Here is a 20,984-nt window from a genome sequence, read left to right on the forward strand (position 1 = left end):
CATGCAGGATGAGGGAGATATCACTTCCCTGGTCGCTTCCTCCCCCCTTGGGCGCGGCGTTAACGCCGAGGTAATGTGGGCTTGCGGCGCGCTGTGTTCGTGTGCCTCGGGTGAAGAATCGGCCCCCGGTCGGCGTTTTACCCACTTTGGGAGGTTTAGCGGGGTTCCCTCGTGGAAAAACCGGCTAGGCCAGCCCTCACCGGATGCGAATCCGGGAGGGACACGTGTCACCTTCCACGGATCGGGCACGCACTGACCGACGGCGCACCGCGGCGCCACCTGGTCTAGACCTACGATTCGCATCGTGGCTGGACCAGCGTGTATAAGAGAACCTGCCCGCAGCGGGCAGCCCGACCAGCACCGGCGACACGAGGACGTGTACGCGAGACGGTGAACCGGCCGGGCACCCGCACAGCCGGGTCCCCGCCCCACCGGGCGGACACAACAGCATCACGTACGCAGCAGGGCCAATGTCGTCCCGGATGCGCTTTTCACGAAGCCGATCTAAGACGACAGGAGGGTAGATGCCTGCTGGAAACGTGCGGCGTTCGTCCGTCCGAACGAACGCGACCGCCACACCCCAGGGCCTGTACGACCCCACCTTCGAGCACGACGCCTGCGGTGTGGGCTTCGTGGCCGACCTCACTGGACGTCGCAGTCACGACATCGTGCAGAAGGCGCTCACCGTACTGCGCAACCTGGACCACCGCGGCGCCTCCGGCGCCGACCCCGACGACGGCGACGGCGCGGGCATCCTCACCCAGGTTCCGCACGAGCTCTACACCGAGGTCTGCGACTTCCCCCTCCCCGAAGCCGGCGCCTACGCCACCGGCATCGGCTTCCTCCCCTCCGACGCCGCCGAGCGCGCCGCCGCCGTGGAGAAGATCAACACCATCGTCAACGACGAGGGCCTGACCCTCCTCGGCTGGCGCGAGGTGCCCTTCGAACCCCAGTACAGCGGCCCCGCCGCCCGCGAGGTCATGCCCTACTTCGGGCAGATCTTCATCGCCGGAACCGAGGGCACCCCCACCGAGGGCCTCGCCGGAATCGACCTCGAGCGCCACGCCTACTGCGTCCGCAAGCGCGCCGAGCACGAGACCGACGTCTACTTCCCGAGCCTGTCCCCGCGCACCATCGCCTACAAGGGCATGCTCACCACCCCGCAGCTGGAGCCGTTCTTCCCGGACCTGTCCGACCGCCGCTACGCCTCCGGTCTGGCCCTGGTCCACTCCCGGTTCTCCACCAACACCTTCCCGTCCTGGCCGCTCGCCCACCCGTTCCGCTTCGTGGCGCACAACGGCGAGATCAACACGGTCAAGGGCAACCGGAACATGATGCGCTCACGCGAGGCCAAGCTCGCCAGCGACCTCATCCCAGGCGACCTGAACCGCATCTTCCCCATCGTCGACCCCGACGACTCCGACACCGCGTCCTTCGACGACGCCCTGGAGCTCCTCCACCTCGGCGGCCGCTCCCTGCCGCACGCGGTCCTGATGATGATCCCGGAGCCCTGGGAGAACCACACCGAGATGGACCCGGCCGTGCGGGCCTTCTACGAGTACCACTCCACGCTCATGGAGCCCTGGGACGGCCCCGCCTCGGTGTCCTTCACCGACGGCACCCTCGTCGGCTCCGTCCTGGACCGCAACGGCCTGCGTCCCGGCCGCTACTGGGTCACCGACGACGGCCTCGTCGTCCTGGCCTCCGAAGCCGGCGTCCTGGACATCGACCCCGCCACCGTCGTGCGCAAGGGCCGCCTGCAGCCCGGCCGCATCTTCGTCGTCGACACCGCCCAGGGGCGGATCATCGAGGACGAGGAGATCAAGGCGGAACTCGCCGCCGAGCACCCCTACCAGGAGTGGATCGACTCCGGCGTCCTGCGCCTGAACGACCTCCCCCAGGCCGAGCCGACCCCGGTCACCGAACTCAACCTCGCCCAGCAGGTCTTCGGCTACACCGAGGAGGAGCTCCGGATCCTCCTCACCCCGATGGCCCGCACCGGCGCCGAGCCGATCGGCTCCATGGGCACCGACACCCCGGTGGCCGCCCTGTCCGACCGCTCGCGCCAGCTCTTCGACTACTTCTCGCAGAACTTCGCGCAGGTCACCAACCCGCCGCTGGACGCCATCCGCGAGGAGATGGTCACCAGCCTCTCCACGCTCCTGGGCGCCGAGCACAACATCCTGGACGCGGCTCCCGGCGACACCCAGCGGCTCGTGCTGCCCACCCCGGTCGTCGACCAGGCCCAGCTCGCCGCGATCGTCTCCGCCGGACGGACCAACCCCGCCCTGAAGACCTTCGCCGTCGACGGCACCTACCCCGTCGACGGCGGCGGCGACGCCCTGTCCGACCGCCTGGACGAGATCAACGCCGAGGTCTCCGCGGCCATCGCCGACGGCGCCCACATCCTCGTCCTCAGCGACCGCGCCGCCGACTCCGGCCGAGCCCCCGTCCCGTCACTGCTGCTCACCGGGTCGGTCCACCACCACCTGGTCCGCGAGAAGACCCGCACCGAAGTCGGCCTGCTCGTCGAGGCCGGCGACGTGCGCGAAGCCCACCACGTCGCCCTCCTCGTCGGCTACGGCGCCTCCGCGGTCAACCCGTACCTGGCCCTGGAGACCGTCCGCGACCTCGTCGAGCGCGGTGTCATCGGCGGCATCGAAGCCGACCAGGCCGTCGCCAACGTCGTCAAGGCGTTCGGCAAGAGCGTCCTGAAGATCATGTCCAAGATCGGCGTGTCCACCGTCAGCTCCTACACCGGCGCCCAGATCTTCGAGGCCCTGGGCTTGGGCCAGGACGTCATCGACCGCTGCTTCACCGGCACCACCTCCCGCCTGGGCGGCGTCGGCTTCGACGTCCTCGCCGAAGAGGTCGCCATCCGCCACCGCCGCGCCCACACCGCCAACCCCACCGCCCACCGGCGCCTCGAGGTCGGCGGCGAGTACCAGTGGCGCCGCGAGGGCGAACCGCACCTGTTCAACCCCGAGACGGTCTTCAAGCTCCAGCACTCCACCCGGAGCCGCAAGTACGAGATCTTCAAGGAGTACACGAGCAAGGTCGACGACCAGGCCGAGAAGCTCATGACCCTGCGCGGGCTCTTCCGCCTCAAGGAGGGCGTGCGCGAGCCCGTCCCCATCGACGAGGTCGAACCCGTCTCGGAGATCGTCAAGCGCTTCTCCACCGGCGCCATGTCCTACGGCTCCATCTCCGCCGAGGCACACGAGACCCTCGCCATCGCGATGAACCGCCTGGGCGGCAAGTCCAACACCGGCGAGGGCGGCGAGGACCCCGCACGCTTCACCCCCGACGCCAACGGCGACCTGCGCCGCAGCGCCATCAAGCAGGTGGCCTCCGGCCGCTTCGGCGTCACCTCGCACTACCTCAGCAACGCCGACGACATCCAGATCAAGATGGCCCAGGGCGCCAAGCCCGGCGAGGGCGGCCAGCTGCCCGGCCACAAGGTCTACCCGTGGGTGGCGCAGACCCGCCACTCCACTCCCGGCGTCGGCCTCATCTCGCCGCCGCCCCACCACGACATCTACTCCATCGAGGACCTCGCCCAGCTCATCCACGACCTCAAGAACGCGAACCCCGCCGCACGGGTCCACGTCAAGCTGGTCTCCGAAGCGGGCGTGGGCACCGTCGCCACCGGTGTGTCCAAGGCGCACGCCGACGTCGTCCTCATCTCCGGCCACGACGGGGGCACCGGCGCCTCGCCGCTCAACTCGCTCAAGCACGCGGGCACCCCCTGGGAGCTCGGCCTCGCCGAAACCCAGCAGACCCTCCTGCTCAACGGACTGCGCGACCGCATCGTCGTCCAAGCCGACGGCCAGATGAAGACCGGCCGCGACGTCCTCGTCGCCGCGCTGCTTGGCGCCGAGGAGTTCGGTTTCGCCACCGCACCCCTCGTCGTCTCCGGATGCGTCATGATGCGGGTCTGCCACCTCGACACCTGCCCCGTGGGCGTGGCCACCCAGAACCCCGCCCTGCGGGAGCGGTTCTCCGGCAAGGCCGAGTACGTCGTCAACTTCTTCGAGTTCATCGCCCAGGAAGTCCGCGAATACCTCGCCCAGCTCGGCTTCCGCAGCCTCGACGAGGCCATCGGTTCCGTCGACCTGCTCGACACCAGCGACGCCGTCGACCACTGGAAGGCCCAGGGCCTGGACCTGTCGCCGATCCTGCACGAGGTCGAGCCCATCGCCGGCGACCACCGCGCCCACCGCCGCAGTCAGGACCACGGCCTCGAAAAGGCCCTGGACAACACCCTCATCCAGCTCAGCGAGGGCGCACTCGACTTCGGCCAGCCGGTCAAGCTCGAACTCCCGGTCCGCAACGTCAACCGCACCGTCGGCACCATGCTCGGCCACGAGGTCACCAAGCGCTACGGCGCCACCGGCCTGCCCGACGACACCATCGACGTGTCCTTCACCGGATCCGCGGGACAGTCCTTCGGCGCCTTCGTGCCCAAGGGCATCACCCTGCGCCTGTCCGGCGACGCCAACGACTACGTCGGCAAGGGCCTCTCCGGCGGCCGCGTCATCGTCCGCCCCGCCGAAAGCTCCACCCTGGTCGCCGAGGACCACATCATCGCCGGAAACGTCATCGGCTACGGCGCCACCTCCGGAGAGATCTTCCTCCGCGGCATCGTCGGCGAACGCTTCTGCGTCCGCAACTCCGGCGCCCTCGCCGTCGTCGAAGGCGTCGGCGACCACGGCTGCGAGTACATGACCGGCGGGCGCGCCGTCATCCTCGGCCGCACCGGGCGCAACTTCGCCGCCGGCATGTCCGGAGGCATCGCCTACGTCCTGGACCTGGACACCGAACGAGTCAACGGCGAGATGGTCGACATCGAGGAGCTCACCGGCGAGGACCGCGAATTCCTCACCGACGCGCTCAACCGCCACCACGCCCTGACCGGCTCCACCGTCGCCGAGCGCCTCCTGGCCCAGAGTGACAAGGGCCTCGACCGCATCGCCAAGGTCATGCCGCGCGACTTCAAGCGCGTCCTGCTCGCCCAGGCCGAAGCCGAACGCGAGGGACGCGACGTCAACGAGGCCGTCATGGCCTCCGCGCAGTCCTGAAGTCAGCACACGAAAGGAGGAAGAACCATGGCTGACCCCAAGGGTTTCCTGAAGATCACCGAGCGCGAGCTCCCCAAGCACCGCCCCGTCGACGTCCGCATCCAGGACTGGCGCGAGGTCCACGAGGACTTCGACCGGGGAACCGTCACCAAGCAGGCCTCACGCTGCATGGACTGCGGCATCCCCTTCTGCCACAACGGATGCCCCCTCGGCAACCTCATCCCCGAGTGGAACAACCTCGTCTACACCCACGACTGGGCCGAGGCGATCGAACGGCTGCACGCCACCAACAACTTCCCCGAATTCACCGGCCGCCTCTGCCCGGCGCCCTGCGAATCGGCCTGCGTGCTCGGCATCAACCAGCCCGCCGTCACCATCAAGAACGTCGAGGTCTCCATCATCGACCGCGCGTGGGAGGAAGGCTGGGTCAAGCCCCTGCCGCCCACCCACCGCACCGGCAAGAAGGTCGCCGTCGTCGGCTCCGGTCCCGCCGGCCTGGCCGCCGCACAGCAGCTCACCCGCGCCGGACACGACGTCACCGTCTACGAGCGCGCCGAACGCATCGGCGGCCTGCTCCGCTACGGCATCCCCGAGTTCAAGATGGAGAAGCGGCACATCGACCGCCGCCTCGCCCAGATGAGCGCCGAAGGCACCACCTTCCGCACCGGCGTCAACATCGGCGTCGACCTCACCGTCGACCAGCTCAAGGCCGACAACGACGCCGTCGTCCTCACCGGCGGCGCCACCAAGTGGCGCGACCTGCCCGCCACCGGCCGTGAACTCAAGGGCATCCACCAGGCTATGGAGTACCTGCCCCTGGCCAACCAGGTGCAGGAGGGCGACCTGGACCGCGCCCCCATCCACGCCGAGGGCAAGCACGTCGTCGTCATCGGCGGCGGCGACACCGGCGCCGACTGCGTCGGCACCGCCCACCGCCAGGGCGCTGCCTCGGTCACCCAGCTCGAGATCATGCCCAAGCCCCCCGCCAAGCGCCCCGACCACCAGCCCTGGCCCACCATGCCGATGCTGTACAAGGTCACCAGCGCCCACGAGGAGGGCGGAAAGCGGATCTACTCCGTCAACACCCTGGAGTTCCTGGGCGACGAGGACGGCAACGTCCGCGCCCTCAAGCTCGTCGAGGTCAAGCGCGGCCCGAACGGCTTCGAACCGGTCGAGGGAACCGAACGCGAGATCCCCGCCGACCTGGTCACCCTCGCCATGGGCTTCGTCGGCCCGGAGAAGGAGGGCATGCTCGACCAGCTCGGCGTCGAACTCGACGGCCGCGGCAACGTGGTCCGCGACAACGACTACAAGACCACCGTCGACGGCGTCTTCTGCGCCGGCGACATGGGCCGGGGCCAGTCGCTCATCGTCTGGGCCATCGCCGAGGGCCGCTCCGCCGCCGCCGGCGTGGACCGCTACCTCACCCAGGACACCACCCTGCCCGTGGCCATCCCGCCCACCGAGCGCCCGCTCGTGTAGACACACGGCCAGACACAACCGAATACCGAACGTGCCGGGCGCGGGGGTCTACCCCGCGCCCGGCACGCGTCCTACGATCGACGCATGGTCTACCGAATCATCGGCGAAGGCGCCATGGTCCTCCACCTGGCCTTCCTCGTCTACGTCGCACTCGGTGGCTTCCTCACCTGGCGCTGGCCCCCCATGATCTGGCCCCACCTCGCCTGCGCCCTCTACGGCCTCGGCATCACCGTCATCGGCTGGGACTGCCCACTCACCCACCTCGAGAACTGGGGCCGCGAACAGGCCGGACAGGCCGGACTCCCACCCGAGGGCTTCATCGAGCACTACCTCACCGGCGTCATCTACCCCACCGAACACCTGCTCACAGCCCAGCTCCTCGTCGCCCTCAGCGTGGCCGCCTCCTGGGCCGGAGCCCTCTACCTACACCGAAAACGCCAGACGGCAGGGGACCGCGCGTAAAAATCGCGAATGGATCCCGGCCACGCTATTCACGCCCAGCCCACCGACACCTACCGTCGAAATATGACCGTAGTGACCTGGGACTCTTACCTCGCGGCCGACCACTTCGTCATGCGCAGCGCCCGGCTGGTGGACCGGCACCGCTTCGCCTACCACTTCCAAGCCGGACCGGACCAGCCCGTACGCGCAGCCCTGGCCGCCCACCGCAACCTCGACGGCGGCTACGGCAACGCCCTCGACCCCGACCTGCGCGGCCACGCCAGCCAACCCGCCGCCGTCGAGATCGCCCTGCAGTACCTGGACGAACTCGGACCGATCCCCGAGGACATCGGCCAAGGCGTCTGCCGCTACCTCGCCTCGATCAGCAACGACGACGGCGGCCTGCCACCCGTCCTGCCCAACGTCCGCTACACCGAAGCCGCTCCCTGGTACCAGAAGACCGACGACTTCGGAAGCCGCCTCGACATCACCGCGATGATCACCGGCCTGCTCCACAAGAGCAACATCACCCACCCCTGGCGCGATCGTGCCACCGCCTACTGCTGGAAGCACATCGACGGTCTCAACTGGACCGACCCGCACGAAGCCATCGGCATCTGCGCCTTCCTGCAGTACGTCCCCGACCGCGCCCGCGCCGTCAGCGCGATGAACCACATCGCCCACATGATCCGCGCCGTCTTCGACGTCCACCCGCGAACCACCGGACACGTGCACACGCCGCTCGACCTCGCCTGCCACCCCGACCACATCGCCCGCCCGCTCTTCAGCGACGCCGAGATCGAACGCAACCTCGAGGCCTTCGAGAACCAGCAACGCGCAGACGGCGGCTGGGAAGCCTGCTGGGACCACTGGGACACCACCGCCACCCTCGAACGCGAGGGTATGCGCACCATCCAGCGCCTGCGCATCCTGCGCACCTACAGTCGTGTCCAGCCGGACCTGCCGAGCCCGCGCCGCGCTAGCTGAACCCCGGGAGACCGCCGTGGGTTCGGGGTCAGCCCAGGGCCAGAAAACGCACGCCCGCGGCCTCCAGAGCGGTCCGGTCCACATCGGAGCCAGCCCGGCCCGTCACCGCGCGCACCGCCGCGAGTGACGCCAGTGGTGCCCCGGCGGTGGCCGCCCGCCCCGGCAGCACCCGTTCCAGCTCCACCGGGTCCACCCCCTCGAACAGCACCTCGCGAACCGTGTCCAGGGCAGCCGGGCCCGTCCACGGCTCCCGTCCCAGCGCGTCCGCGAGGTCGAGCCCGTGCAACACCAGTTCCACCACCCGGGTCACCAGGAAGTCCGTCAGCAGCATCCGGTCACCGTGCCGCGTCAGCACCACCCGGTCCACCGGCTCGGCCTCCAGCCGCGGCTCCAGGGCCCGCCAGGTGTCCCGCAGGACCCGGCCCGCCTCCTGAGCGTCCGAGCGCCGTGCCGCCTGCTCCATGGCGCTGTCCACCCGGTCCTCGTTCACCGCGGGGGAGAAGCGCACATCCGGCGCGTAGTAGCCAACCGCCGACACCAGATCCGGTCCCGATTCGGGCGGAACCTCGTCCAGGCTCACGATCACCCTGTGCAACGCACCCACCGTGTGCACCGAAAGCGCCGCCACATCCCACGGCACGCACCGCGTCGGCAGCACCGCGTCGGACTCCGACAAGTGCAGCAGAACCTTCTGCAAACCCGCGATTTCCGACTCAAGAGCAGAAACAACCACAGAACGATCAAACACCGGCAACCCCTTCAACGAACACGAAACGCCACCGACAGGCCACACCCCACATCCAACACCCAGGGTCACCACGTTCGCCCCGACTCCACCTCACATACGTGCATTCGCAACCTGGTTTAGACCACTCCATCCCCCAGACGCTCTAAAGTGATACTCGTGACACGTCGAGCAAAAATCGTTGCGACCCTTGGCCCCGCCACCTCGAGCCTGGAAACACTCCGGCAACTCGTGGACGCCGGCCTGGACGTCGCACGACTCAATCTCAGCCACGGAACCCACGACGACCACAGCGCCAGCCTGGCCAACCTCAGGCAGGCCGCTGAGGGCGCCAACCGAGCAGTGGGGGTCCTCGCCGACCTCCAAGGACCCAAGATCCGCGTGGGAACCTTCCCCGACGGACCCGTCGAACTCGAAGCCGGCGACGAGTTCACCATCACCATCGAAGACGTGCCGGGCACCAAGACACGCGTCTCCACCACCTACAAGGGGCTCACCAACGACGTCCGCCCCGGCGACCGCGTCCTCATCGACGACGGCCGCGTCGTGCTGGAGTGCACCAAGACCACCAGCACCGACGTCCACACCCGCACCATCTTCGGCGGCACCGTCTCCAACCACAAGGGACTCAACCTCCCCGGAGTCGCCGTCAGCGTCCCCGCCCTCACCCAAAAGGACGAGGACGACCTGCGCTGGGCCCTGCACCAAGGCGTCGACATGGTCGCCCTCTCCTTCGTGCGCAGCCCCGCGGACGCAGAAGAGTGCCACCGCATCATGGACGAGGAGGGCGTCACCGTCCCCCTCATCGCCAAGATCGAAAAGCCCCAGGCAGTCGAGCGCCTCCAGGACATCATCGAGGTCTTCGACGGCGTCATGGTCGCCCGCGGCGACCTCGGCGTCGAACTGCCCCTGGAAAACGTCCCGATGGTCCAAAAGCGCGCCGTCGAACGCTGCCGCGACAAGGCCAAACCGGTCATCGTCGCCACGCAGATGCTCGAATCCATGATCAGCGCGCCCCGGCCCACCCGCGCCGAGGCCTCCGACGTCGCCAACGCCGTCCTCGACGGCGCCGACGCCGTCATGCTCTCCGGCGAGACCAGCGTCGGCAAGTACCCCATCGAGACCGTCGAGACCATGGCACGCATCGTCAGCGCCGCCGAGCAGGAATCCCTGCGCGCCTCGCACATCCTCAACCGGGTACCCGAAACCACCGGCGGAGCCATCGCCCGCGCCGCGGCCGAGATCGGCGCCACCGTAGGCGCCAAGGCCCTGGTCGCCTTCACCATGTCCGGTGAGACCGCCAGGCGCCTGGCCCGCTACCGCTCACCCATCCCGCTCCTGGCCTTCACCACCGAGGCCAACACCCGGGGCACGCTCTCCCTGACCTGGGGCACCGAGAGCAACCTGGTCCCATGGGTCGACAACACCGACGACATGGTCCGCCAGGTCGAGAGCGAACTGCTCCAGCTCGGCGACTACCACAAGGGCGACAAGGTCGTCATCGTCGCCGGCAGCCCGCCCGGAACCACCGGTTCCACCAACTCCCTGCGCGTCCACCGACTCGGCGACGCCGTCGCCCTCGGCAACAGCTGAACCAGCCGACGCGTGAACAGGCGCCCTGAGCCGGGGCGCCGATGACGGGCCGCATCAGGTCCGGCCCGGAGGTAGGCGTACTGAGCCGCGCCGACCTCTCCGGGCCGACCGGTGCGGCCGATGTCGTTTCCAGGGAGCGCGAAGGGCGAGAGCGCAAGGGGCGGGAAAGCAGGGGAGGGTCCCTACGAGCGCCAGACGCCCCTACGGCCTCCGGAGGGACCTCCGCCCACTTCCCCCGTCGGGGAGCAGAAGCGGTCTCTACTCCTGGTTGGAGGAGACCCCGCCCTCGAACGTCACCCGCTCCAACGGCATGTCCCACGGCAGCAGGTTCCACGGGCTCTTCGGATCCTCGTCCAACAGACCCAGCGCCACCCACACCCGGTCCGCGTCCGGACGGTCATCCGCCACCTCGTCGCCGTCCACACCCTTGTCCGGCCACAGCAGGTAACCGGCGTGGAAGGCCGTGGACAGCTGACCCCACGACGAATAACGGCGCTGCAGATCCGACGCCACCCGGCGCAACAGCGTCTGCGTCTCCACCGGACTCAGCCAGTCCAACGTCGCCCCACCGCAGACCAAGCGGATGACGTGCACCGACTTCCACCACTGGTAGGCGCCGATGATCACCGTCTCGTCGCCCTCGGACACACCCGTGACGGCACGCAGCCGGGCCACCTGCTCCGCGGACAGCCGCACCGTCTCACCGGTGACCTCACCGCCCTGGTCCGAAGGCAGCCGCGAACGCGCCGTCCCCGCCCGCAGGTCCACCGCCAGGTCCAGGCTCGGCCCCGCGTGCAGATCGGTCAGCAGCGCGTTCACCGCCGCCAGCAGCGACTCCCGGTCCACCACCGACCACTGGCGCTCCAGCATCCGCTGGTAACGCCGCCGCAGGTTCGGGCGGGCCACCACGTCCCACGGTTCGGCCAACGCCACCCGGAACGGGGCCGCCACCGCGGCGGCCCACCGCTCCGTGCTCAACGGGGCCTCGGGGTCCTTGGTCCGGATCGCGGGCGACTCACGCGCACCCACCACCAATTCGGCGAAGGAACCGGCCGCCAACGCCACCAACGGCAGGAACGACCAGCCAGGAAGATCCACGGCGACCAGCAGGACCGCCGTCAGCGCCACCGGGGTCAACAACCACGGCTGCCGCCGCCGGGACCCCCAGGCCACCACGACCCAGGCCCCGATCACCAGCGCGCCGATCACCCCGGCCACCGCGGTCAACAACCGTCGCCCCTCTCTCGCACCGAGCCCCTCCTGACAGGGCTTTGTGCCATCAAGGATCAGGTACGCGGCACCTCACAGGCGACCGAACCGACGGGTTGTACTCAGGTTGTGGCCGTGATGTGACCGGTTCAGCCCGCTTGCGCCTACATAAAGTGACAAAAGACCTATTTGGGGTCGAAAGGGTCGGGTAGTTACAGAGGTTCTGGCCAGTCTGTCCCACACTGACCAGAACCCCCGCCACACCCGCCGAAAACCCGCTAACCCAGCGCCTCCACCACCACCTCGGTGGCCTCCGCCACCAGCGCGTTGTCGAACTCAGCCCCCTCCCCGTCACGGCTCGTCAACACAGCCACGACGATCGGGTCACCACCCTCCGGCCACACCACGCCGATGTCGTTGCGCATCCCGCCAGCGCCGCCCGTCTTGTCACCCACGACCCACCCCCGCGGCACACCCGCACGGATCAGCTCATCCCCCGTCGTGTTCCGCACCAACAGGTCCACCAACACCTCACGACGGTCCTCCGGCAACACGTCCCCCAACGTGAACGCCTCCAGACTCCCCGCCAGAGCCTCCGGAGTGCTGGTGTCCCTCTCCTCACCCGGACCCACATCGTTCAACTCGGTCTCCCACCGCACCGGGTTGGTCACCTCGTCACCGGCCAACTCCACCAGAGCCTCCCCGAACCCCTCCGGACCACCGACCTCCGCCAGCAACAGGTTCGCCGCCGCGTTGTCGCTGTAGCGCACCGTCGCGTCACTCAACTCCAACAGCGACATCCCCGAACCCACGTTCTCCTCCGTCACCGGAGAGTGAGCCACCAGATCCTCCTCCCCGTACTCCACCACCCGCTCCATCTCCTCCAACGAGTTCTCCGACAACACCACCCCCGCCAACAAAGCCTTGAACGTCGACAGGAAGGCGAACCGCTCATCCGCCCGGAACGCCACCTCCTCACCCGACCCCGTGTCCAACGCGTACACACCCAACCGGGCGTCGAACTCCTCCTCAAGAGCCCCGAACTCCGCCACATAATCCACCCCGACCGGAGCCTCCGACGGCGCACCACCCGAAGAAGCACCCCCGCCGGCCTCCGCCGCACCACACCCCACCAACGGCACCAAAGCAACCGACGCCACAAACCCACGCCACACCGAACTACGCACAACAACCCCCGCAAAGAAAAAGAGAACGAGCCACAACCAGCCCGCCCCCGCAGTCTCACCACCCACCAACCATGCTGTCCAAGACACAAACAGCCACACCCATGCACATTCGACATAACCTCAGCACATGGACCTCGTCGGAGCCTGCACCGCCTTCATCCACGTCAGCGACCGCGGCAGCTTCACCCACGGCGCCGCAGCCGCCCGCATCCCCCAACCCGTCGCCAGCCGCCGCATCGCCGCCCTCGAAAAACACCTCGGCGCCCCCCTCTTCGACCGCACCACACGAAGCCCCACCCTCACCCAGTTCGGCCACGCCGTCCTCCCCACCGCACGACGCCTCGTCCACCTCGCCCACACCCTCGAACACGACGCCGCCCAAGCCCGCCACACCCCCCTACGCATCGCCGTCCCCACCACCTGCACCACCCACGACCTCGCCCACCTCACCGCCCGAGCCCGCCGACACGACCTCCACCTCGACCCCCACCCCGCCCCACCCGCCCAACGCGACGAACTCCTCCACACCAGACAAGTCCGCACCGCCATCACCGCCGTCCCACCCGACCAGGCCCACTGGACCGTCCCCCTCGGCCTGGCCACCCACCACCCACCCCACGCCAACACCCACTACCTCGAAACACTCCGACCCCACCGAAACGACACCACCCCGCCCCGCCGCGTCTGGATCCAACCCGAAGACGACACACCCCACATCCGCGACCCCCTCACCCACACCGGCGACACCGTCGGCCTCCACCCCACCCAGATCACCCACGCCACCACCCTCACCACCGCCACCGCCGAAATCCTCACCACCCACGACCTCCTCCTCTGCTCACCCCGCCAAGCCGAAGACCTCAACCTCCACTGGCGCCCCCTCGGAGAAACCCAACCCACCCGCACCTACACCGCCACCGGAGAACAATCCGAAACCCTCCGCACCCACCTCCACACCCACGTCGCCCACTGCCTCGGAGCACCCACCCCGTGATCACCCAACGACTCCACACCGAACTCGACCAAGCCGGACTCCACGCCTCATTCCTCGTCCGCGACCTCAACACCGGCCACGAAATCGGCATCAACCCCGACACCCCCTACGCCACCGCCTCCCTCGTCAAAATCCCCCTCGCCCTGGCCACCCTCCAACGCATCCACCAAGGCGAACTCGACGGCGCCACCCCTCTCCACATCAAGCCCGACGGCCCCACCCTCGGCCCCACCGGCCTCGGCCGGTTCCGACACCCCGCCTCCATCGCCATCGACGACCTCCTCCACCTCGCCATGTCCCTCAGCGACAACATCGCCGCCGACGCCCTCTTCGACCTCACCCCGCCCGCCCACGTCACCCAGACCCTCCACCAACACCACATCCACGGCATCACCGTCCGCCACCGCATCCGCGACCTCAACGAGACCCCCGCCGAACGCCTCGCCCCCGACGAAACCCACCTCGCCCACACCCTCGCCATCCAGGCCCAGACCGCCGGACACGGCCACCGCATCCCCCAACTCGACGTCACCCTGGCCAACTCCGGCACCGCCCGGGCCCACGTCGACCTCCTCCAAGCCCTCTGGAAACCCACCACCATCCACCCCGACACCGCCGCCCGCCTACGGGCCCTCATGGCCGACAACCTCATCCGCCACCGCCTCGCCCCCGAGTTCGACACCGACGCCAGCACCTGGTCCTCCAAGACCGGCACCGTCCTCAACCACCGCCACGAAGTCGGCGTCGTCGAACACAAGAGCGGCGAGGCCTACGCCATCGCCGCCCTCACCGCGTCCCAGGTCCCCGCCCGCCAACAGCCCGCTGCTGAAGCCCTCATCGGCCGCGCCGCCCGCATCCTCAGGGACCATCTGCGCGCCAACTGAATCAGTACTTGGGCCCGACGATGCGTTCCATCTTGGCCACTGCATCCTTGCGGGAGATGGACACGATTTGGGCGTTCCGAAGGGGGAGCTCCCGCTTGTTGACGTGGATCTTCCAAGCGATGCCCAGCCGATCCAGGGCACGAGTGAAGATTTCGATGATGTCCGTCGACGTGTTGGTGAAGTGGTAGCGCGGGTACTCGTAGTGGGTCGCTCCACCGTCCGGTCGCCGCTTGGGTATTCGGTTGATGGCTCGGCATCCATCAGAGTGAATGAACCCGCGTATGAGGGCTTCGGACTGCTCATCAGCGATCTCCTGCTGCCAGGGCTCCAAAACGATCGACCGCGAGTGCTTGTGTCCAGGGCCGTGCTGGGGGAAGATGCACGGCCAGTGCTTGGAGGCACCCTTGATCGCTACGCTGCCTGGCCGCTTGGCTTTGAAGGACTTGATCGGGAAGACGGCCTCCATCGCGGCCGTGCAGTAGCTGATCAGCTGCGGGTACTTGTTGTCGTAGTGGATCCACAGCACGTAGACATCGCGCCTGCCGAGGGTGATGTGCCCATCTCCGAGGTAAGCGCCGAGAAGGTAGGCGTATGCCTCGTGATTCAGCTTTCCGTCCGAGCACTTCGGGCAGTACATGGTGCGGTCCGCGCGGCGGGCCTCGGTCTCGGGGTTCCGGCGGCGGCCGTAGCGCCAGTGCCTAACTGCGTATATGGAGACACCGCAGCGGGCAGCGATCTCCCTATCAGTCAGACCTTGGGCTTTGAGCTGGAAGGTCTCGTCAACGATCGTGCGTGAGTACATAGGGTGCATGGTTGCTCACGCTTCGGACATTTTCGGGGGAGAGGTCCTCTGAGCAGCAAAAAAGCCACCCGTGAGGGTGGCTCTGGTACCCCGAGTGGGATTCGAACCCACACTGTGCGCCTTTTGAGGGCGCCTTCTCTGCCGTTGGAATATCGGGGCAAGGTGTGCCAAGTCGGACATCTTGGCAGGTGTTCGGTTTTGGTGGCGGTCCGCCAACGGTGAAGTCACGATTGACCGGCATTGCCGGGGCCGACGCACAGCATACTAGCGGATCTCGGTAACCTCGTGTACGTGACGAGGACGCAGAGCCGTGTGGTGATCGCGGAAGACGAGGCCCTGATCCGCCTGGATCTCAAGGAGATGCTCGAGGAGGACGGTTACGCCGTCGTCGGGGAGGCAGGCGATGGTGAGGCCGCTATTCGGCTTGCCCAGGAGCTGAGGCCCGACCTGGTGATCACCGACATCAAGATGCCGGTGCTGGACGGCCTTTCCGCCGCTGAGCGGATCGCCGGGGAGCGGATCGCCCCGGTCGTGATCCTGACGGCCTTCTCGCAGCGCGAGCTGGTCGAGCGGGCTCGGGAGGCCGGGGCCATGGCCTATCTGGTCAAGCCCTTCAGCAAGTCGGACCTGGTGCCGGCGATCGAGATGGCGACCTCCCGTTACGCCGAACTGGCGGCATTGGAGGCGGAGGTCAGCAGCCTCACGGACCGGCTCGAGACGCGCAAGCTCGTCGAGCAGGCCAAGGGGCTGTTGCAGAGCCGCCACGGGATGAGCGAGCCCGAGGCGTTCAGGTGGATCCAGAAGAACTCCATGGACCGGCGCCTGACCATGCGCAAGGTGGCCGAGACTGTCGTCGAGACGCTCGGCGGACAGCAGGGCTAACCGGCCGAACCGAGAAGTACTGAAGCAGGGGCCGTGCCCGACCGGGTGCGGCCCCTGCTTGTGTTCTCGGGGGCGCCACGCGGAGGAAACCTACAGATCGGCAGGTTGCGGCGTTGGAAGCTAGACGGTTGTTCAGGTTCAACGCGGATCCTGTACCGGTTTGGTCTCGTTTGCGCACAATGGGGTGACGGTTGGGTCACGTGGCTTTAGCGATGCTGAATGACCAGCCTAAACCGGGCTAAACTCACCGCACCGAACAGCTAAAGGACAGCGGCGGCCGAATGCGAGCATTCGGTGCCGCCGACCTCAGATGCGCAAGGAGCGCGCGTGCGCACACGCCTCGTGACCGTGTTGCTCGCCCTGATCACCGCATTCCTGGTGATTCCCGGGGCAGTGGCGACGGCAGACGAACAGGGCGGTGAGTCGCTGCACGGTCAGATCGGTCAGCCGGACGACCGGGACCAGGGTGTCGAAGGCATCCTGATCACGGTCTTCCAGGGTGAGGACGAGATCGATGCGGTGGAAACCGACTCTGATGGAATTTGGGAAGTGGAGTTGCCCGAACCGGGTGACTACCGCGTAGTACTGGACCAGGAGTCCGTCCCCAGCGAGTTCGCCGTACGCGAGACGAGTCTCGTCGTCGATGGTGTGGCCGAGGTGGAGGTCGACCCCAACGAACAGCGGCGCGTCCTCATCGTGTTGGAGAGCCCCGGTGCATCAGCCGGGCAGGACGAGAGTTCTCCCTCGCCCGACGACGAGGCGACGGAGGATGACGAGGCGTCCGAGGAGGACGTCGTCGCGGTCGAGGGCGTCAGCGGCGGTTTCGGTGAGCGCTTCGTGCAGCTCGCCGCTGCCGGTGTGCTGTTCGGCCTGGTCATCGCGATCTCCGCTATCGGCCTCTCACTGATCTTCGGTACGACGCAGGTCATCAACTTCTCGCACGGTGACATGGTCACCTTCGGTGCGATGATGGCGCTGCTGTTCAGTACCGGTGCCGGGGGGCTGGGCAACTCCCTGCTGGCGATCTTCGCCGGTCTGGGGGTCGCGATCCTGCTGGGCGCCTTCATGGAGGGCAAGCTCAACCGGACGACGCTGATCGTCGTCCAGTGGTCGGCGGTCTTCGGCGGTATCGCCCTGGCGACGCTGTTTGGCGTGCTGGGTGATGACCTCGGCTGGCGGGTGCCGCTGTGGGTGGCCGCGGGTATCGCGGTGATCATGGGCGGTGTCCTGGGCGGCACGATGGAGCGCTACCTGTGGCGTCCGCTGCGTAAGCGCAACGTGGCCCTGATCCAGATGTTCATCGTCTCGATCGGTCTGGCGCTGATCCTGCGGCACGTGATCCTGGTGCTCTTCGGAGCCAACCGGACGCGCTACTCCGGTTTCCAGGTGCAGGAACTGGTGCACATCGGCCCGATCTCGATGCCCCCGCGCGACCTGGTGATCATGGGCGTCGCGGTCACGGTCCTGGTCCTGGTGGCCTGCCTGCTGCAGTTCACCCGTATCGGCAAGGCGATGCGCGCGGTCTCGGACAACCGGGACCTGGCTGAGTCGTCGGGTATCGACGTGGACCGGGTCACGCTGTACGTGTGGTTCCTCGGCGGCGGTCTGGCGTCCCTGGGCGGTGTGCTCTTCGGCCTGAACCAGGTCGTGGACTACGAGATGGGCTTCCGTCTGCTGCTGCTGATGTTCGCCGCGGTGATCCTGGGCGGTCTGGGTACGGCTTACGGTGCGATGGTCGGCGGTCTCGCGGTCGGCCTGGTGGCGATGCTGTCCACCCTGTGGTTCCCCACACAGCTCATGCAAGCGTGGGCTCTGGCCCTGATGATCCTCATGCTGCTGGTCAGGCCCCAGGGTCTGCTCGGTCGGCGCGAGCGGGTCGGCTAGGAGAGGTAGACGATGGATATTTTCTTGATCCTCGCCGAGTCCGCCCGATCCGCGGTGGGACCGGTGGCCGCGATCTACGCGCTGGCCGCGATCGGGTTGAACCTGCACTTCGGTTACACGGGGTTGCTGAACTTCGGTCAGGTCGGGTTCATGCTGGTGGGCGCCTATGGCGTGGGTATCAGCGTCGCGGTGTTCGAGCTGCCGTTGCTGGTCGGGTTCGCGCTGGGCGTGGCCTGTGCCGTGGTGTTGGCGCTGTTGTTGGGTATTCCGACGCTGAGGTTGCGTGCGGACTATCTGGCGATCACGACGATCGCCGCGGCCGAGGTGCTGCGGCTGGTGTACCGGGCCGGGTTCGCGGAGCCGCTGACCAACGGTGTGTACGGGTTGCAGAACCTGTCGGGTGAGTTCCGTACGTGGAACCTGATCTTCGATCCGGGTGAGCGGTACGGGATCGGCGCGTTCTCGTTCAGCGGCAACCACATGTGGTTGATGGCGGTGGCGTGGGGTCTGGTGGCGTTGACGGCGCTGCTGACCTGGCTGCTGATGCACAGCCCGTGGGGCCGTGTGGTCAAGGGCATCCGTGAGGACGAGGAGGCGGTGCGCAGCCTCGGTAAGAACGTGTTCGCCTACAAGATGCAGGTGCTGGTCCTGGGCGGCGTGATCGGTGCGCTGGCGGGCTGCCTGATGGCGGTGCACCAGGGTGCGATCCAGCCGGACCAGTTCAAGCCGCAGGTGACGTTCTTCCTGTGGGTGATCCTGCTGCTGGGTGGTGCGGGCCGTGTGTTCGGTCCGATCGTCGGTTCGATGGCGTTCTGGTTCCTGATGACCTTCACGGACAGGTTCCTGCGGGGCCTGGGCGCCGAGGGTTACCTGCCGTTCCTGTCGGGTCCGGACTTCGGTGCCATCCAGCTGGCGTTCGTCGGTGTGATGCTGGTGCTGTTGATCGTCTTCCGGCCGCAGGGTCTGATCGGTGACCGCAAGGAGATGTTGATCAATGTCAAGTGACGAGGTGAACGCCTCCGGGGCGGGTGTCGAGTTCGACCGGATGGCCGGTGCGGTTCCGGAGCCGGGTTCGGTGAAGTCGGATCCGATCCTGATCGCTGACGGGGTGAAGCGTTCGTTCGGTGGTCTGACCGCCGTGGACGTGAAGCACCTGGAGGTGCAGCGGGGGACGATCACGGCGCTGATCGGTCCGAACGGTGCCGGTAAGTCGACGCTGTTCAACCTGCTGACCGGTTTCGACCGGGTCGACAATGGTCGTTGGTCGTTCGAGGGCAGGCAGATCAACGGTAAGAGCGGCCACCAGGTGGCGCGGGCCGGAATGGTGCGGACGTTCCAGCTGACCAAGGCGCTGACGCGGATGACGGTGCTCGACAACATGTTGTTGGGTGCTCCGGGCCAGACGGGTGAGCGGATGGCCGGTGCGTTCCTTCGCCCGGTGTGGGGCCGTCAGGAGAAGGCCAACACCGTCAAGGCGATGGAGCTGCTGGAGCGCTTCAAGCTGATCGACAAGCGCCAGGACATGGCGGGTTCGTTGTCGGGTGGTCAGCGCAAGCTGTTGGAGATGGCTCGTGCGCTGATGACCGATCCGAGCATGATCATGCTGGACGAGCCGATGGCGGGTGTGAACCCGGCTCTGGTGCAGTCGCTGCTGCACCACATCACGTCGTTGCGTGATGAGGGCAAGACGGTGCTGTTCGTCGAGCACGACATGGACGTGATCATGGGGATCAGCGACTGGATCGTGGTGTTGGCTCAGGGGCGGGTGATCGCGGAGGGTCGGCCTTCGGACATCCGGTCCAACCAGCAGGTGATCGACGCCTACCTGGGTGCCCAGGACGTCGAGGGCGAGGCCCAGGGGAGTGGCGATGACTGAGGAGAACGGGAAGCTGCGCCCGGAGCCGGAGGAGATTCCGGCTGAGGCGGAGGAGGCCGTGGTCGTCCAGGAACACCGTGAGGAGATCCTGGAGCACGCCATGGAGGAGGCCGTGGAGGTGGGTGGTCCGGAGGACTACCTGCTGCTGGCCAAGGACGTGGTGGCCGGTTACGTGCCGGGGGTGAACATCCTGAACGGGTGCACCCTGACTCTCACCGAGGGTGAGGTCGTGGCGATCATCGGTCCGAACGGTGCCGGTAAGTCGACGCTGATCAAGACGATCTTCGGGTTGCTTCCGGTTCGTGGGGGTTCTCTGACGCTGCGGGGTTCGAGTATCGCGGGGCTGGCGGCGCACTCGTTGGTGGAGCGGGGTGTGGGTTACGTCCCGCAGACGCGCAACGTGTTTCCGTCGTTGACGATCGAGGAGAACCTCCAGATGGGGGCTTTCCTGCGGCCGCGGACGTTCAATGAGCGGTTCGGTGTGGTGGCGGGTCTGTTCCCGTTGCTGGCGGACCGGCGTCGGGCGAAGGCGGGTTCGTTGTCGGGCGGTGAGCGTCAGATGGTGGCCATGGGCCGGGCGCTGATGATGGATCCGTCGGTGCTGCTGTTGGACGAGCCGACCGCGGGGTTGTCGCCGATCTACCAGGAGGAGGTCTTCCAGCGGGTCAAGGAGGTCAACTCCACGGGTGTTTCGGTGATCATGGTGGAGCAGAACGCGCGGCGCTGTCTGCAGATCTGTGACCGCGGTTACGTGTTGGACCAGGGCCGGAACGCGTACACGGGTTCGGGTCGGGACCTGTTGAACGATCCGAACGTGATCGAGCTGTACCTGGGGACGCTCGCGAAGGGCTGATCTCCTGGGCTGATGCGAGCAGGCGGTGAAGGGGGGCGGGACCCGTTGCGGGTCCCGCCCCCCTTCGGTGGTTCTCGGGCCGGT

The 20,984-nt window shown here is 67.7% G+C and carries 16 protein-coding genes and 1 tRNA gene; 12 read left to right on the plus strand and 5 right to left on the minus strand.

All coding sequences use genetic code 11. The annotated features are described in order from the left end of the window. The first annotated feature begins 524 nt into the window (after nucleotides 1–524). From gltB to HNR07_RS02305, 4 genes are all read left to right on the plus strand, one after another. Nucleotides 525–5,081, plus strand: coding sequence for a glutamate synthase large subunit (gltB, locus tag HNR07_RS02290; RefSeq protein ID WP_184361289.1), 4,557 nt, complete (start codon nucleotides 525–527; stop codon nucleotides 5,079–5,081). A 27-nt stretch (nucleotides 5,082–5,108) separates the two neighbouring features. Next, the gene (locus HNR07_RS02295; protein ID WP_184361292.1) at nucleotides 5,109–6,563 is read left to right on the plus strand and encodes a glutamate synthase subunit beta; all 1,455 of its coding nucleotides are present in this window, start codon (nucleotides 5,109–5,111) and stop codon (nucleotides 6,561–6,563) included. A gap of 84 nt (nucleotides 6,564–6,647) precedes the next feature. After that, complete coding sequence (locus tag HNR07_RS02300; RefSeq protein ID WP_184361295.1) at nucleotides 6,648–7,025, plus strand: DUF2784 domain-containing protein; 378 nt, start codon at nucleotides 6,648–6,650, stop codon at nucleotides 7,023–7,025. Nucleotides 7,026–7,097: 72 nt separating this feature from the next. Further along, nucleotides 7,098–7,991 carry a prenyltransferase gene (locus HNR07_RS02305; protein ID WP_184371307.1) on the plus strand — a complete coding sequence of 298 codons (894 nt, stop codon included), beginning with the start codon at nucleotides 7,098–7,100 and terminating at the stop codon, nucleotides 7,989–7,991. 28 nt (nucleotides 7,992–8,019) lie between these two features. On the opposite strand, the gene HNR07_RS02310 is transcribed toward HNR07_RS02305, so the two are convergent. Continuing rightward, entirely contained in the window at nucleotides 8,020–8,739 is a 720-nt protein-coding gene (locus HNR07_RS02310) for a maleylpyruvate isomerase N-terminal domain-containing protein (RefSeq protein ID WP_184371310.1), read from the minus strand. Between the two features lie 156 nt (nucleotides 8,740–8,895). On the opposite strand from HNR07_RS02310, the gene pyk reads away from it, so the two are divergent. Further along, entirely contained in the window at nucleotides 8,896–10,329 is a 1,434-nt protein-coding gene (gene pyk, locus HNR07_RS02315; RefSeq protein ID WP_184361298.1) for a pyruvate kinase, read from the plus strand. 258 nt (nucleotides 10,330–10,587) lie between these two features. Here pyk and HNR07_RS02320 read toward each other — a convergent pair whose 3' ends face one another. After that, a complete protein-coding gene (locus tag HNR07_RS02320) occupies nucleotides 10,588–11,559 on the minus strand; it encodes a DUF1266 domain-containing protein (RefSeq protein ID WP_184361301.1) in 972 nt (323 codons plus the stop codon). A gap of 257 nt (nucleotides 11,560–11,816) precedes the next feature. Then, nucleotides 11,817–12,725 carry a class A beta-lactamase gene (gene bla / locus HNR07_RS02325; RefSeq protein WP_376769970.1) on the minus strand — a complete coding sequence of 303 codons (909 nt, stop codon included), beginning with the start codon at nucleotides 12,723–12,725 and terminating at the stop codon, nucleotides 11,817–11,819. A gap of 127 nt (nucleotides 12,726–12,852) precedes the next feature. Between bla and HNR07_RS02330 the strand changes: the two genes are divergently transcribed. Both HNR07_RS02330 and HNR07_RS02335 read left to right on the plus strand, forming a co-directional pair. After that, entirely contained in the window at nucleotides 12,853–13,719 is an 867-nt protein-coding gene (locus HNR07_RS02330) for a LysR family transcriptional regulator (RefSeq protein ID WP_184361304.1), read from the plus strand. Beyond that, the gene (locus HNR07_RS02335; RefSeq protein ID WP_184361307.1) at nucleotides 13,716–14,603 is read left to right on the plus strand and encodes a serine hydrolase; all 888 of its coding nucleotides are present in this window, start codon (nucleotides 13,716–13,718) and stop codon (nucleotides 14,601–14,603) included. Before HNR07_RS02330 ends, HNR07_RS02335 begins: the two co-directional genes overlap by 4 nt. Before the next feature lies 1 nt (nucleotide 14,604). Here HNR07_RS02335 and HNR07_RS02340 read toward each other — a convergent pair whose 3' ends face one another. Both HNR07_RS02340 and HNR07_RS02345 read right to left on the minus strand, forming a co-directional pair. Continuing rightward, nucleotides 14,605–15,405, minus strand: coding sequence for an LAGLIDADG family homing endonuclease (locus HNR07_RS02340; protein ID WP_017579857.1), 801 nt, complete (start codon nucleotides 15,403–15,405; stop codon nucleotides 14,605–14,607). Nucleotides 15,406–15,488: 83 nt separating this feature from the next. After that, a tRNA-Leu gene (locus tag HNR07_RS02345) sits at nucleotides 15,489–15,564 on the minus strand. A 153-nt stretch (nucleotides 15,565–15,717) separates the two neighbouring features. On the opposite strand from HNR07_RS02345, the gene HNR07_RS02350 reads away from it, so the two are divergent. The 5 genes from HNR07_RS02350 to HNR07_RS02370 all read left to right on the plus strand — a co-directional run bounded on the left by HNR07_RS02350 (nucleotide 15,718) and on the right by HNR07_RS02370 (nucleotide 20,900). After that, nucleotides 15,718–16,287, plus strand: a complete 570-nt coding sequence (locus HNR07_RS02350) for an ANTAR domain-containing response regulator (RefSeq protein ID WP_017579858.1) — start codon at nucleotides 15,718–15,720, stop codon at nucleotides 16,285–16,287. Nucleotides 16,288–16,614: 327 nt separating this feature from the next. Then, the gene (locus tag HNR07_RS02355) at nucleotides 16,615–18,171 is read left to right on the plus strand and encodes a branched-chain amino acid ABC transporter permease (protein WP_184361310.1); all 1,557 of its coding nucleotides are present in this window, start codon (nucleotides 16,615–16,617) and stop codon (nucleotides 18,169–18,171) included. A 12-nt stretch (nucleotides 18,172–18,183) separates the two neighbouring features. Beyond that, on the plus strand, nucleotides 18,184–19,176 hold the full coding sequence (locus HNR07_RS02360) for a branched-chain amino acid ABC transporter permease (protein WP_017579860.1): 993 nt from the start codon (nucleotides 18,184–18,186) through the stop codon (nucleotides 19,174–19,176). Further along, on the plus strand, nucleotides 19,166–20,047 hold the full coding sequence (locus tag HNR07_RS02365; protein ID WP_184361312.1) for an ABC transporter ATP-binding protein: 882 nt from the start codon (nucleotides 19,166–19,168) through the stop codon (nucleotides 20,045–20,047). Before HNR07_RS02360 ends, HNR07_RS02365 begins: the two co-directional genes overlap by 11 nt. Then, entirely contained in the window at nucleotides 20,040–20,900 is an 861-nt protein-coding gene (locus HNR07_RS02370) for an ABC transporter ATP-binding protein (RefSeq protein WP_184361314.1), read from the plus strand. The genes HNR07_RS02365 and HNR07_RS02370 overlap by 8 nt, the downstream gene beginning before the upstream one ends. Nucleotides 20,901–20,984 lie beyond the last annotated feature (84 nt).

Origin of the sequence: Nocardiopsis metallicus (assembly GCF_014201115.1) — a bacterium.
In the GTDB taxonomy this organism is placed as follows: domain Bacteria; phylum Actinomycetota; class Actinomycetes; order Streptosporangiales; family Streptosporangiaceae; genus Nocardiopsis; species Nocardiopsis metallicus.